Annotated in this window: 10 protein-coding genes; 6 read left to right on the top strand and 4 right to left on the bottom strand. The window is 72.6% G+C overall.

The window, feature by feature from the left end:
- Positions 1 to 161 precede the first annotated feature (161 nt).
- The 4 genes from HW837_RS01105 to HW837_RS01090 all read left to right on the top strand — a co-directional run bounded on the left by HW837_RS01105 (position 162) and on the right by HW837_RS01090 (position 5,609).
- Positions 162 to 1,442, top strand: a complete 1,281-nt coding sequence (locus HW837_RS01105) for an aspartate kinase (protein ID WP_045558122.1) — start codon at positions 162 to 164, stop codon at positions 1,440 to 1,442.
- Between the two features lie 31 nt (positions 1,443 to 1,473).
- Positions 1,474 to 2,550 (top strand): aspartate-semialdehyde dehydrogenase, encoded by a 1,077-nt coding sequence (locus HW837_RS01100; RefSeq protein ID WP_045558121.1) that lies wholly within the window; start codon positions 1,474 to 1,476, stop codon positions 2,548 to 2,550.
- A gap of 870 nt (positions 2,551 to 3,420) precedes the next feature.
- The gene (locus tag HW837_RS01095; RefSeq protein ID WP_078853469.1) at positions 3,421 to 4,026 is read left to right on the top strand and encodes a SigE family RNA polymerase sigma factor; all 606 of its coding nucleotides are present in this window, start codon (positions 3,421 to 3,423) and stop codon (positions 4,024 to 4,026) included.
- A 344-nt stretch (positions 4,027 to 4,370) separates the two neighbouring features.
- Entirely contained in the window at positions 4,371 to 5,609 is a 1,239-nt protein-coding gene (locus HW837_RS01090) for a hypothetical protein (RefSeq protein WP_313895529.1), read from the top strand.
- Positions 5,610 to 5,702: 93 nt separating this feature from the next.
- On the opposite strand, the gene HW837_RS01085 is transcribed toward HW837_RS01090, so the two are convergent.
- Positions 5,703 to 6,527, bottom strand: a complete 825-nt coding sequence (locus tag HW837_RS01085) for an SURF1 family protein (protein ID WP_093791118.1) — start codon at positions 6,525 to 6,527, stop codon at positions 5,703 to 5,705.
- Between the two features lie 53 nt (positions 6,528 to 6,580).
- The gene (locus tag HW837_RS01080) at positions 6,581 to 7,009 is read right to left on the bottom strand and encodes a nuclear transport factor 2 family protein (RefSeq protein WP_193379520.1); all 429 of its coding nucleotides are present in this window, start codon (positions 7,007 to 7,009) and stop codon (positions 6,581 to 6,583) included.
- 213 nt (positions 7,010 to 7,222) lie between these two features.
- Here HW837_RS01080 and HW837_RS01075 point away from each other — a divergent pair, with 213 nt between their 5' ends.
- Positions 7,223 to 9,052, top strand: coding sequence for a S9 family peptidase (locus tag HW837_RS01075; protein ID WP_078853468.1), 1,830 nt, complete (start codon positions 7,223 to 7,225; stop codon positions 9,050 to 9,052).
- A gap of 99 nt (positions 9,053 to 9,151) precedes the next feature.
- Here the strand turns inward: HW837_RS01075 and HW837_RS01070 are convergent, their stop codons facing one another.
- Positions 9,152 to 9,778, bottom strand: a complete 627-nt coding sequence (locus HW837_RS01070; RefSeq protein WP_045558117.1) for a sigma-70 family RNA polymerase sigma factor — start codon at positions 9,776 to 9,778, stop codon at positions 9,152 to 9,154.
- A gap of 272 nt (positions 9,779 to 10,050) precedes the next feature.
- The gene (locus tag HW837_RS01065) at positions 10,051 to 10,794 is read right to left on the bottom strand and encodes a hypothetical protein (protein ID WP_045558116.1); all 744 of its coding nucleotides are present in this window, start codon (positions 10,792 to 10,794) and stop codon (positions 10,051 to 10,053) included.
- Between the two features lie 217 nt (positions 10,795 to 11,011).
- On the opposite strand from HW837_RS01065, the gene HW837_RS01060 reads away from it, so the two are divergent.
- On the top strand, positions 11,012 to 13,066 hold the full coding sequence (locus HW837_RS01060) for an NAD-binding protein (protein WP_193379571.1): 2,055 nt from the start codon (positions 11,012 to 11,014) through the stop codon (positions 13,064 to 13,066).
- Positions 13,067 to 13,149: the final 83 nt, after the last annotated feature.

The following is a 13,149-nucleotide window of genomic DNA, read 5'->3' as shown; positions in this document are numbered from 1 at the left end:
CCCGGAGAAAACCCAGGTGATCAAAGGGTGAGCGGGACATCTCACCATGCGGTACCAGGGAAGCGATATTCGACCGCTCGATAGACTGAGCCGACCGCCGCAGCACGTGTGAGCGCGTGTGTATGTGCGGATAAGGGACTGAAACGGAGCGAGGAGCGCACGTGGGCCTTGTCGTGCAGAAGTACGGAGGCTCCTCCGTAGCCGATGCCGAGGGCATCAAGCGCGTCGCCAAGCGGATCGTGGAAGCGAAGAAGAACGGCCACCAGGTGGTCGTCGTCGTTTCCGCGATGGGCGACACGACGGACGAGCTGATCGATCTCGCCGAGCAGGTGTCACCGATGCCTGCCGGGCGTGAGTTCGACATGCTGCTGACCGCCGGAGAGCGTATCTCCATGGCGCTGCTGGCCATGGCGATCAAAAACCTGGGCCACGAGGCCCAGTCGTTCACCGGCAGCCAGGCAGGCGTCATCACCGACTCGGTCCACAACAAAGCCCGGATCATCGACGTCACGCCCGGCCGCATCCGGACCGCGCTGGACGAGGGCAACATCGCCATCGTCGCCGGTTTCCAGGGTGTCAGCGCGGACAAGAAGGACATCACCACCCTCGGCCGCGGCGGGTCGGACACGACCGCCGTCGCGCTGGCCGCCGCGCTGGACGCCGAGGTCTGTGAGATCTACACCGACGTCGACGGCGTCTTCACCGCCGACCCGCGGGTCGTGAAGAAGGCCCGGAAGATCGACTGGATCTCCTCCGAGGACATGCTCGAACTGGCCTCGTCCGGTTCCAAGGTGCTGCTCCACCGCTGTGTCGAGTACGCCCGTCGCTACAACATCCCGATCCACGTCCGCTCGTCCTTCTCCGGACTGCCGGGCACCTGGGTCAGCAACGAGAAGCCAGAGTCGCAAGGGGACCACAAGGTGGAGCACGCCATCATCTCCGGAGTCGCCCACGACGTCTCCGAGGCCAAGGTCACGGTCGTCGGCGTCCCGGACAAGCCGGGCGAGGCCGCCGCGATCTTCCGCGCCATCGCGGACGCCGAGGTCAACATCGACATGGTGGTGCAGAACGTCTCCGCCGTGACGACCGGGCTGACGGACATCTCCTTCACCCTCCCCAAGACCGAGGGCCGCAAGGCCATCGACGCGCTGGAGAAGAACAAGGCCGGCATCGGCTTCGACTCGCTGCGCTACGACGACCAGATCGGCAAGATCTCCCTGGTCGGCGCCGGAATGAAGACCAACCCGGGCGTCACCGCCTCCTTCTTCGAGGCGCTGTCCGACGCCGGTGTGAACATCGAGCTGATCTCGACCTCCGAGATCCGTATCTCGGTCGTCACCCGCGCCGACGACGTGCCGGAGGCCGTGCGCGCCGTGCACACCGCCTTCGGGCTCGACTCCGACAGCGACGAGGCCGTCGTCTACGGGGGTACCGGGCGCTGATGGCCCTCTTTCACGGAGGCGGCGGTCGTTGATGGCTGTCGATGCCGGGCGCGCCGGCCGGCCGACGCTGGCGGTCGTGGGCGCGACCGGCGCCGTCGGCACCGTCATGCTCCAGCTCCTGTCCCACCGTGCGGACATCTGGGGCGAGATCCGTCTGTTCGCCTCCCCGCGCTCGGCCGGCCGCAAGCTGGCCGTGCGCGGGGAGCAGGTCGAGGTGACGGCCCTGACCGAGGGCGCCGAGGAGGCCTTCGACGGGGTCGACATCGCCCTGTTCGACGTACCCGACGAGGTCGCGGAGCGCTGGGCACCGATCGCGGCGGCCAAGGGCGTGGTCGTCGTCGACACCTCGGGCGCCTTCCGGATGGACCCGGAGGTGCCCCTCGTCGTCCCCGAGGTCAACCCCCACGCCGCCCGGAACCGGCCGCGCGGGATCGTCGCCAACCCCCACTGCACGACCCTCTCCATGATCGTGGCGCTCGGCGCGCTGCACGCCGAGTTCGGGCTGCGCGCGCTGGTGGCCTCCTCGTACCAGGCGGTCAGCGGCGCGGGGCGGTCCGGCGTGGACACCCTGCGCCGGCAGATCTCCCTGGTCGCCGGCACGGAGCTGGGGACCACCCCCGGTGACGTACGGCGGGCCGTGGGCGACGACACCGGGCCGTTCCCGGAGCCGGTGGCGCTCAACGTGGTGCCGTGGGCCGGGGACCTGCGCGCCGACGGCTGGTCCTCGGAGGAGATGAAGTTGCGGGACGAGTCCCGCAAGATCCTCGGGCTGCCGAAGCTTCCGGTGGCCGTGACCTGCGTACGGGTGCCGGTGGTCACCGCGCACTCCCTCACGCTGCACGCCCGCTTCGAGGGCGAGGTCACCGTCGCCAAGGCGCGGGAGATCCTCGCCACCGCGCCCGGGGTCGTCCTCTACGACGATCCGGACGCGGGGGAGTTCCCCACGCCGGCCGACGTGGTCGGCACGGACCCCACGTGGGTGGGGCGCGTCCGCCGGGCCCTCGACGACCCGACGGCCCTGGAGCTCTTCGTCTGCGGCGACAACCTGCGGAAGGGCTCCGCCCTGAACGCGGTGCAGGTGGCGGAGTTGGTGGTGAAGGGGGCGTAGGGCTGGCCGACGGCGCCTGCGGGGGTGGGGGTTCGGGTGCGTGGGCGGCTGCGGGTGCGGGTGCGGTGGGGCTTCTCGCGCAGTTCCCCGCGCCCCTGAAAAGCCGGGGCTGCGCCCTGGGCTTTTCAGTTTGCGGCCCCGTTGCTTTTCAGGCTCGCGAGACCGTGGTCCTTTGGGTGCCTGAGGGGCTGTGGTCCTTCTGGGCCGCTCGGTCGTGGTCCTTCAGGCCCGTGGGGCCGTGCCCGCAGGGTCTGGCTTTCGGGTCCGTGGGGGCTGTCTGTCGGGTCCGTAGGGCCCGGTTTTCGGGGGCGCGGGGAACTGCGCGAGAAGCCCCACCGCACCCGCGCCCGCCGACGCGACCCGCACCCCCCGCCCCCGCCGCCTCGGCCCTTGTCGGTGGTGCCGTGTAAGTTCTTCGAGTCGGCGGTACCCACGGGCGGAGGATTTCCGGCCGCACCGTCGCCGGATTTCCGGGTTGATTCAGGCCTCCCGGTGATCGAGGATTTTTTTCTCCCCGTCCGCCGCAACCGCGCGGCGGACGGGGAGCGTCTTTACCGGGCGCCCTTCGGCGGGGCTGGGCGCCAACACTTGGGGCATAGGGGAAGAGCTGGTACGCATGAGGGCGTTCGACGCGCTGTCCGGTGTTCGGTGGGTCGTACCGATGGCTGCGCGCTGCGTGCCGACGGACGTGGCCGCCATACCGCCCGGCGCACGTTCCCTACGGAGACGTGTGCGGTTCGACGCAAAAGTGATGCCTGTCTCGTACAACCCCGAGGGGGGTACGCGGGTCCAACAGGCGTGGCAGAGGTACTCGATTTCACCGCGGTACAGACGAGGGGCACCGCCCTTCGTCCACCCCGCCGTCCCCGCATGCCCGGTTCGGCCGGCGGCATGCCGGTGATCGCGCCGATGCCAGCGGCGCGGCCGACCCGCATACCCAGCCAGCGCGACGGCGCGGACGACACGTCGACGGTGCCGGCCTCCGGTACGACGGTCGACCATCTCACCGAGACCTACCGCGCTCACTACCGCTCGCTTCTCGGCCTCGCGGCGCTCCTCCTCGACGACACGGCCTCCTGCGAGGACGTCGTCCAGGAGGCGTTCATCCGCGTGCACTCCGCGCGCAAGCGCGTCCGTGACCCGGAGAAGACGCTCGCCTATCTGCGCCAGACGGTCGTGAATCTCTCGCGCTCCGCCCTGCGCCGCCGCATCCTCGGCCTGAAGCTGCTGTCGAAGCCGATGCCGGACATGGCGAGCGCGGAGGAGGGCGCGTACGACCAGCTGGAGCGCGACTCCCTGATCAAGGCGATGAAGGGACTCCAGCGGCGTCAGCGCGAGGTCCTCGTGCTGCGCTACTTCGCCGACATGACCGAGGCCCAGGTCGCGGAGACGCTCGGCATATCGCTGGGCTCGGTGAAGGCGTACGGCTCCCGGGGCATCGCGGCACTGCGCGTCGCCATGGAGGCGCCCGCATGAGCACGCACGGCAGGGACGACGGCCCCGACAGGCAGGACGGTCGGGACGAGCTCGGCGCCCGGAGGCGTGCCTCCTGGGGGCGCCGGGACGAGGACGACCACGCCGAGGAGCACGGGAACGAACGCGCGGAACAGCGCGGGAACGAACGCGCGGAACAGCGCGGGCGGGACGGGCGCGTCGGGGGGCGCGGGCTCGAGGAGCACGAAGAAACGCAATCGCACGCTGGGAACGGAACTGTGAATCACGGCCCCGACGAACAAGGCCCCCGCCCCGAGGGCCAGCATCTCGAAGGCCAGGATCTCGAAGGCCACGCTCCGCACGACGCGCATGAGGACGGCGCGCGTGTGAACGACGCGGGTGAGGACGACTCGCGGTCTGCCGACCTGAATTCGGCTGACCCGGGTACGGACCACGCGGCGGCCGACCACGCGGCGGCGGACGACCCGCCCATGAGCCTCTCGGCGTCGAAGGGCGCCGGGCTGAACGCCTTGGCGCTCAGCGGCGCCGGGCTGAAGGGCGCCGGACTGACGAGCGCCGGGCGGACGAGCACCGGGCTGAACGGCTCCGCGGCGAAGGGCATCGGCGGGTTCGACTCCGACGAGCTGATGCTGCGCGATCTGCTGCACCACGCGGTGTCGGAGATCGAGCCCAGGGACGGCACCCTGGAGCATCTGCGGCGAGCGGTACCGGCGCGGCGGACCCGCAAGCGCCAGGCCGTCGTCGGTATGGCCGCCGCCGCGCTCCTCATCGGCACGGCGATCCCGGCCCTCATGCACGTCTCCAACTCCAACGGCTCCGACGTCAACACATCGATCATGGGCAACGGCTCGAACCAGGAGCAGACCGAGGGCCAGTCCAAGGGGCAGACCGGCGGGAACGGTTCGTCGGGGGGCTCCTCCGGCGGGACCAAGGAGTCCGGCAAGAACACGGACAAGCACAAGGGCGACAAGGGCAAGAGCGAGAGCAACGGCCCCACGGGCGGCACCCAGGCGTCGCCGACGGCCGCCGCCTCCACGCTGTGCACGTCGGCCCAGCTCGGCGGTGGCGGCAGCGTGGGCGCACCGGACTCCGGCGGTGCCGTCTACGGCTCGTTCCGTGTCTCCAACATCTCCGGTACGGCCTGCACGGTCACCGGCGGGGGCGCGGTGAGCACCATCCCGCAGGGGGCCGCGGACGCGTCGAAGATCACCGTGCTGCCCCATGCCGCCGGTGACGCGGCGGCCGGACTGCCCGACCCGTCGCTGTCCCTGACCCAGCTGGTGCTGGAGCCGGGAGCCGCCTACGAGGTGCGGTTCGCCTGGGTGCCGTCCGAGCCCTGCCAGACCACGGGCGGGACGACCGGCGGCGGCACCGGCGGCACGGATCCGTCCCCGGACCCGACGCCCACGGAGCAGGAGACCCCCGGCACCACCACCGACGGCTCCAACTCCGTCTCGACCCAGCTGGTCATGGAGGACGGCGTCGTCGACGGCAGCGTCCTGATCTCCCACACCACCGAGGGCGGCATCGCCAGCTTCACGACGTCCGTCACCAACGCCTGCGCGGGCGTGGTCTACCGCACGGGCCTGCTGGCGGGCGCCTGACGGCAACCGTGGCCGGGGAGCCTCGGCCAGTTGTTCTCTCACAATCGCGTCCGCAGTCGCGGTCGCCTCCGCGGCCGCGTGAGCCCGCCGGTCCTACGGGGCCGGCTCGGCTTCGCGGGAGCGGTCTCCGGGGGCACGGTCGCCGTCCGGTTCGACCGGGTCCGACAGCAGCCCCAGCTCCGCGTCGCGGAGGAACTCGACCTCGCGGCGGACCAGGCGGAACCACATGAAGACGACGAAGCCGGCGAAGACGAACCACTCGCCGGTGTAGCCGAGGTTCTGGAAGGCCTTGAGGTCGAGCCCGGTGTCCTGCGGCGCGGTCGCGGGCACGGCCTTCATGCCCGAGTCGCCCTTGTCGAGCGTGATCCAGGCGTCGTACAGGTCGTCCGGCACGAGGTTCACCAGCGTCGCCGCGCTGATCACCGAGGTCTGCCCGGCCGGCAGCCCGCCCTGGACGGGCACGCCGTTCGACCCGGGCGTCTCGGACGCCTGCAGCGAGCCGGTGACGGTGACCTCCCCGGAGGGGGCCGCCGGGGCCCGGTCGGCGTCCGCGGCGCCGGGCAGCCAGCCCCGGACGACCGGCAGGGCCTTGCCCTCGTCGGTGCGCAACAGCGTCAGCACGTAGAACCCGGTTCTGCCGTCCACCTGGCGGTTGGGCACGAGGAGCTGCTCGCCGTACCGTCCGCTCACGGTGGCCAGTTCGCCCGAGGTCTCCTTGTCCACCGGCAGCAGCTCGGCCAGCGGGCGCGCCGGGGCCCGGTCCGCCGGGTCGATCCGCTCGGTCGCCGCGCGGTGGTCCTGCATCCGGTCCTCGAACCGGCTCAGCTGCCACGAACCCATGAACACGCAGAACGGGATGGCGAGCAGCACGAAGACGTTGATCCCCCACCATCGGGGCGTCAGCAGGAACCGGTACACGCCTTCCACCGTACGGTGCCCGCGCGGTGCCCCCGGCTTCGGGGTCGACCCCCTCAGTACCGCTCGACGAGGTGCTCACGCCCGGCCGGCGGCTCGTACGGCTCGGGCCAGAAGTCCGTTATCGCGATGATCCGGCCGTGCTCGTCCCCCGTGAAGAAGGAGATCGCGTACATCTCCTCAAGCCCCACGGTGACATGCGTCCAGCTCACCACCTGCCCCGGCCGTCCTGGCTCCGCCACGATCCGTTCGATCCGGGCGTGCCAGTCACCGGGGTACTCCCGGTTGAACTCCACGTACCGCTCACGGCCGCGGATCCGCTCCCGCGTCTGCGGCAGCTCGTACACGACGTCCTCGGCCAGCGTCTCGGCGAACGCGGCCCAGTCCCGCCCCTCGGCGGTGGCCCAGAACCGCTCGACGGTCCGGCGGAGATCGGTGCTCGGAGGCCCCGCGGTGGTCCCCGCGGTCGCCCCTGCGGGGACCACGGGAGTCGTTGTTTCTGTAGCTGTCTCCGGTGTCTCCGGTGTCTCCGGTGTCTCCGGTGGCTCTGGTGTCGTCCTCGATGTCGTTGAGGTCATGCGGCGAGTCTGCACCCGGCCACTGACAATCGGCCCGGCCCGCCCTCCTGGCGGCGGAAGTTATCCACAGGCTGGGGGCCTCGTCGGCGCAATGTCGTGCGGGCGGGGCAATATGGGGCCATGACTGAGAGCAACGGGGCCACCCCGCAGCAGCAGAGCGGGTCCATGCCCGACTGGGAGAAGAGGTTCCGGGCACCGAGGGTGTCCCTGCCGGACTGGGCGGAGGACGCGCCGCACCGCTCGCTGTTCGTCTCCAACGCCACGGGCACCTACGAGCTGTACGCGTGGGACCGCGCCACCGGCGAGCAGCGCCAGGTCACGAACCGGGCCAACGGCACGACGGACGGTGTGCTCTCACCGGACGGCGAGTGGATCTGGTGGTTCGACGACAAGGACGGGGACGAGTTCGGCGTCTGGCGGCGCCAGCCCTTCCACGGCGGCCCGGACGAGGAGGGCGCCCCCGGTCTGGAGCCGTCGTACCCGGCGGGCCTGGCCATCGGCCGTGACGGCCGTACGGCGGTCGTCGGCCGCTCCACCGACGAGGACGGCTCCACGATCCACCTGTCCCGCCAGGGCGAGGCCCCGGTCGAGATCTACCGCCACCGCGAGTCGGCCGGCGTCGGCGACCTCTCGCACGACGGCTCGCTGATCGCGATCGAGCACACCGAGCACGGCGACGCGATGCACTCCGCGCTGCGCGTGGTCCGGCCCGACGGCACGGCGGTCGCCGAGCTGGACGACACCAAGGGCGGCACGATCGAGCTGGGCCTGGAGGTGCTGGGCTTCGCGCCGGTCGTCGGTGACACCCGGCTGCTCATCGGCCATCAGCGGGGCGGCCGTTGGGAGCCGCTCGTGTGGGACGTGGTCTCCGGCGAGGAGACCGACCTCGGACTCGCCGACCGGCTGGAGGGCGACCTCAGCGCCGAGTGGTATCCGGACGGCTCCGCGCTGCTGGTCGCCCACAGCTTCGAGGCCCGCAGCGAGCTGTTCCGCTACGACCTGGCGTCCCGCGCCCTGGAGCGGGTGGACACCCCGCGAGGGACCGTCTCCGGGGCCACGGTCCGCCCCGACGGCAGCGTGGAGTACCTGTGGTCCTCGGCCGCCGAACCGCCGGTCGTCCGCTCCACGACCGGCGAGGTGGTCCTCGATCCGCCGGGACTGAAGTCGCCCGGCTCGGTGCCGGTGGAGGACGTCTGGGTGGACACCCCCGGGGGCCGCGTCCACGCCCTCGTCCAGCGCCCGCCGGGTGCCGCCGGCCCGTACCCGACGGTCTTCGACATCCACGGCGGCCCGACCTGGCACGACAGTGACGCCTTCGCCGCGGGCCCGGCCGCCTGGCTCGACCACGGGTACGCGGTGATCCGCATCAACTACCGCGGCTCCACCGGGTACGGCCGCGCCTGGACCGACGCCCTCAAGCACCGGGTCGGCCTGATCGAGCTGGAGGACATCGCGGCCGTGCGGGAGTGGGCCGTCGGCTCGGGCTTCGCCGACCCCGACCGGCTCGTCCTCACCGGCGGTTCCTGGGGCGGGTACCTCACCCTCCTGGGCCTCGGCACCGAGCCGGAGGCCTGGACGCTCGGCATCGCCGCGGTCCCCGTCGCGGACTACGTCACCGCGTACCACGACGAGATGGAGGCGCTCAAGGCGATGGACCGCACGCTCCTCGGCGGCACGCCCGAGGAGGTCCCCGAGCGCTTCGAGGCCTCGTCCCCGCTGACCTACGTCGACGCGGTGAAGGCCCCGGTCTACATCTCCGCCGGTGTCAACGACCCCCGCTGCCCCATCCGCCAGATCGACAACTACGTCGACCGGCTCGCCGCCCGCTCCGCCGTCCACGAGGTCTACCGCTACGACGCCGGCCACGGCTCCCTGGTCGTCGACGAACGCATCAAACAGCTCCGCCTGGAACTGGACTTCGCGGAACGGCACCTGGGAGGACGCCCCTGAGACCGCCGGCACCCCCGCGCCCTCAAGGGGCGCGGGGAACCGCGCGAGAAGCCCCACCGGGCCCGCTGCCGGCTGACGACCGAGCAGGACGGACCCACCTCAGGCCGCCACCAACACGCCCTCCTCACACGCCCCCTCGGCCGCCGCCAGCAGCCGTACGAGCGTGGCCCGCGCCCGTGCCACACGCGACCGCACCGTCCCGACGGGGCACCCGGTCAGCTCGGCCGCGTCCTCGTAGGAGAGTCCCCGCATCTGTGTGAGGACGAACGCCTCACGCCGCTCCTCGGGCAGCGCGCCGAGGAGGTCGGCGAGCGCGACGCCGTCGTCGAAGCCGGGCAGTCCGCGCGGCTGGGCGTGTTCGACGGCCAGCCGCCAGTCGGGTACGTCGGACAGCCGGGGCCGGGCCGCCGCGTACCGGAAGCTGTCGGTCACCGCCCGGCGGGCGATGGACAGCAGCCACGTACGGGCGGAGCAGCGGCCCTCGAACCGGTGGAGGCTGCCGAGCGCCCGCAGGAAGGTGTCCTGCGCGAGGTCGTCCACCGCCTGTGGATCCGCGCAGAGGTGGGCGACGAACCGCTGGACGTCACGTTGGAGCGCGCCGACGAACCGTTCGACGGCCTCCGGGTCCCCACCGCGTGCGGCGAGCGCCCAGGCGGTTATGGACTCGTCGGTCGTCGACCGGGAGGCACGCGGGACCGACGCGGGCGGGGGAGTGAGGGTGATCACCTGGTGTCCTTCTCGGGTCGTCCGGGACCCGGACCGTCCATCGACCGACACGGGCACGTGAGAACCGCATGGCCGTACGGGCGCCGTCCGGGCGCGAACGGGCGCGAACGTGCGCGAAGGTGCGGCACAGGGGAACGCGTCCGGTGATCGGGTGGCCCGTTGGTCCGGTGGTCCGGAGGGGAGGGAAGCCGGCCGTACGGCACGCGGGGTGCGGTGTACGGCCGTAGCCCGGGGAGCGAGCCGTGGTGGCTGCCCCGGGGCACCGGCTGTCGTCAGCTGACAGCGGTCCCGGCGGGCGGACCCCGAGAGGTGATCGCATGGACGAGAAGGAGCCGACGCGGCGAGCGGTCCGTACGGCCGCGTCGTACGCGGGGGCGCGGCCGCTCCGCCGCGACGGGCAGCGCGAGCGCCAGCCGCAGCGGCGCGGCCAGCCGGGCGGCCACGGCGCGCAGCAGCGCGAAGGCGGCGCGCTCGCCGTGCGCCAGCCACAGACCGCACAGCAGCGCGGCCAGCAGATGCGCGGCGAACATGCCGGACGAGGACGCGTCCGCGCCGTCGAGGAAGTAACCGGAGGGGTCCACATGGTCCATGTGACCGGTCGGGCCCATGTGGACGGTGTGATTCATATGGGCGGAGCCCATGTCCATGTCCATGGCGCCGCTGGCGGAACCGGCGCCGGCGGAACTCACCCCCGCGGAACTCGCGCCCATGGAGGCCGAGCCCATGGAGGCCGAGCCCACGGAGCCCGCGGCCATGGAGCCCATCGGTTGCGCCAGTTCGAAGCTCCAGTGGAGGGCCGTCTGCGCGGCGACCACCACGGAGGTGATCAGCGGCAGGCCGCGCTCACGCCCGGCCAGGCACCAGCCGACCGCGCCGGTCGCGGAGATCCCGACCGCCAGGGCCCACCAGGGGACATGACCACCGGACATCAGCACGTGGCCCAGGGCGGCGAGCAGCACACAGACGGCCGCGAACATCGCGGCGCGTGTCGTGCGCGTACCCCACCCTGCGGTCATGGCGCCCCATCCTCGCATCCGGACACCGCCGTCGATCCGTCCCTCTTGAGTACGGATTTCCACCCGCCGTCGCACTCACACCGGCAACTGTGATCCGGATCACTGAGGAACCGGCCCTGTCCATGCGGCAGTCTTCTGCCTCGTGGGGAGCCCTTCGCAGCACAACAGCCGTATCGGTCCGGGCCGGCAGCCGGGTCCGCCCGACCCGGGCGCGCACATGGTCGTCTGCGGGGACGACGGGCTGGCGCACCGGCTCGCCGCCGAACTGCGGACCGTGTACCGGGAGCAGGTGACCCTCGTCGTGCCGCCCACCGCGCGGGTCGCGCAACGGCCGGTCGTCGGGCGCGCCCGCACCGCCGCCGCGTTCCTCGACCGGGTGACGGCGGCCGTCAACAGGGCGGCCGGCAACGGCGATCCGACCACCGGCGACAGGACCGGTGACCGAACCGGCCCGGCTGGAGACCGGACCGGAGAGCGAGGCGACCGAGGCGACCGAGGCGACCGAGGCGATCGAGGGGATCGAGGGGATCGAGGGGACCGAGGGGGCGACCGGGGAGGCGGCAGGAACAACGCCCGGGACGGCGGTGAGCGGGTCCTGGAGGCCGGGGAGGCCACCGAGGCCGTGCTCGCCGAGGCCGGGGTGGAGCGGGCCGCCGCGCTCGCCCTGGTCTATGACGACGACGAGACCAACATCCGCGCCGCCCTCACCGCCCGCCGCCTCAACCCGCGCCTGCGGCTCGTCCTGCGGCTCTACAACCGCCGGTTGGGCCAGCACATCGAGGAACTCCTCGACCAGGCATCGGCGTTGGCGACGGGCGGAACCGCGGCCGACGGGGTCGACGGCTTCGGCGCCTCGACGACCGTCCTGTCCGACGCCGACACGGCCGCGCCCGCGCTGGCGGCGACCGCCGTGGCCGGGACCAGCAAGGTCGTCCAGACGGACGGGCTGCTGCTCCGTGCGGTGGAACGCCCCCCGGGCCGGGCGGGCCAGGGCGCGGGAGGCCAGGGCTCGGCAGGGCTGTGCACTCTCGCGCTGCTGTCGGCGACCACCAACGACCCCGCCGGAACCGAGGGTTCGGAGGGCAGCGGGGAACGCGGCCCTCAACTCCTGCCCGACGAGCGGGCGGTGGCGGAGGCCACCGGGCGCGGCACCGTCGTCCTGGACACCGTGCGCTACGCGGGGCCCGCGCTGCGGCCCGGCCGGTCCGGCGGCGGTCCGCTCGGGGCCTTCGGGTCGCTGCTCTCGCGGCGCCTGCGGTGGTCCCTCGCGGGGATGATCGGGTGCGTGTTCGCCCTCGCCGTCGCCCAGATGGTGATCACCGGGGAGCATCCGCTCCAGGCGACGTACGCGACCCTCCTCGACCTCTTCGGGATCGCCGACCCCGCGACCGACCAGAGCGACTCGCGCCAGATCCTCCAACTCCTCTCCGGCCTCATGGGCTTACTCCTGCTGCCCGTGCTGCTCGCCGCCGTCCTGGAGGCGCTCGGCACGTTCCGCAGCGGCACCGCGCTGCGCAAGCCGCCGCGCGGCCTGTCCGGACACGTCGTCCTCCTCGGCCTCGGCAAGATCGGCACCCGGGTGCTCGCCCGCCTGCGCGACCTGCACATCCCGGTCGTCTGCGTCGAGGAGGACCCCGAGGCGCGCGGTCTCGCCGAGGCTCGGCGGTTACGGGTGCCGGTCATCCTCGGCGACGTGACCCAGGAGGGCGTCCTGGAGGCCGCCAAGATCCACCGGGCTCACGCCCTCCTCGCCGTCACCAGCTCCGACACGACGAACCTCGAAGCCGGCCTGTACGCCCGTTCCGTACGCCCCGACCTGCGCGTCGTCCTGCGCCTGTACGACGACGACTTCGCCACCGCCGTCTACCGAACCCTCCGCGCCGCCCACCCGGGCGCCCTGACGCGCAGCCGCAGCGTCACCCACCTCGCCGCCCCCGCGTTCGCCGGCGCGATGATGGGGCGCCAGATCCTGGGCGCGATCCCCGTCGAGCGCCGTGTGCTTCTCTTCGCCGCCGTGGAGGTCCGAGGTCACCGCCGCCTGGAGGGCCGTACGGTCGCGGAGGCGTTCCGGGCGGGGGCGTGGCGGGTGCTGGCCCTCGACACGGCGGCGCCCGCAGAACCGGGTCCGGAGCGGGCGCCCGGGCCGGTGCCGGGTTCGGGACTGATCTGGGACCTGCCCCCCACGTACGTCCTGCGGGCCGAGGACCGTGTGGTGCTGGCGGCGACGCGGCGGGGGCTGGCGGAGTTGTTGGGGAGACGGGCGGGTGAGTAGGTCTGGGCCGGGTCGGTCGGCTGCGGGTGAGTGGGGGCTGGTCGCGCAGTTCCCCGCGCCCCTGAAAAGCAGGGGCTGCGCCC

It is taken from the genome of Streptomyces caniscabiei (assembly GCF_014930365.1).
GTDB classification, from domain to species: Bacteria; Actinomycetota; Actinomycetes; order Streptomycetales; family Streptomycetaceae; genus Streptomyces; species Streptomyces caniscabiei.
Note: the sequence above shows the minus strand (reverse complement) of the source record. Positions and strands in the feature narration are given on the sequence as shown.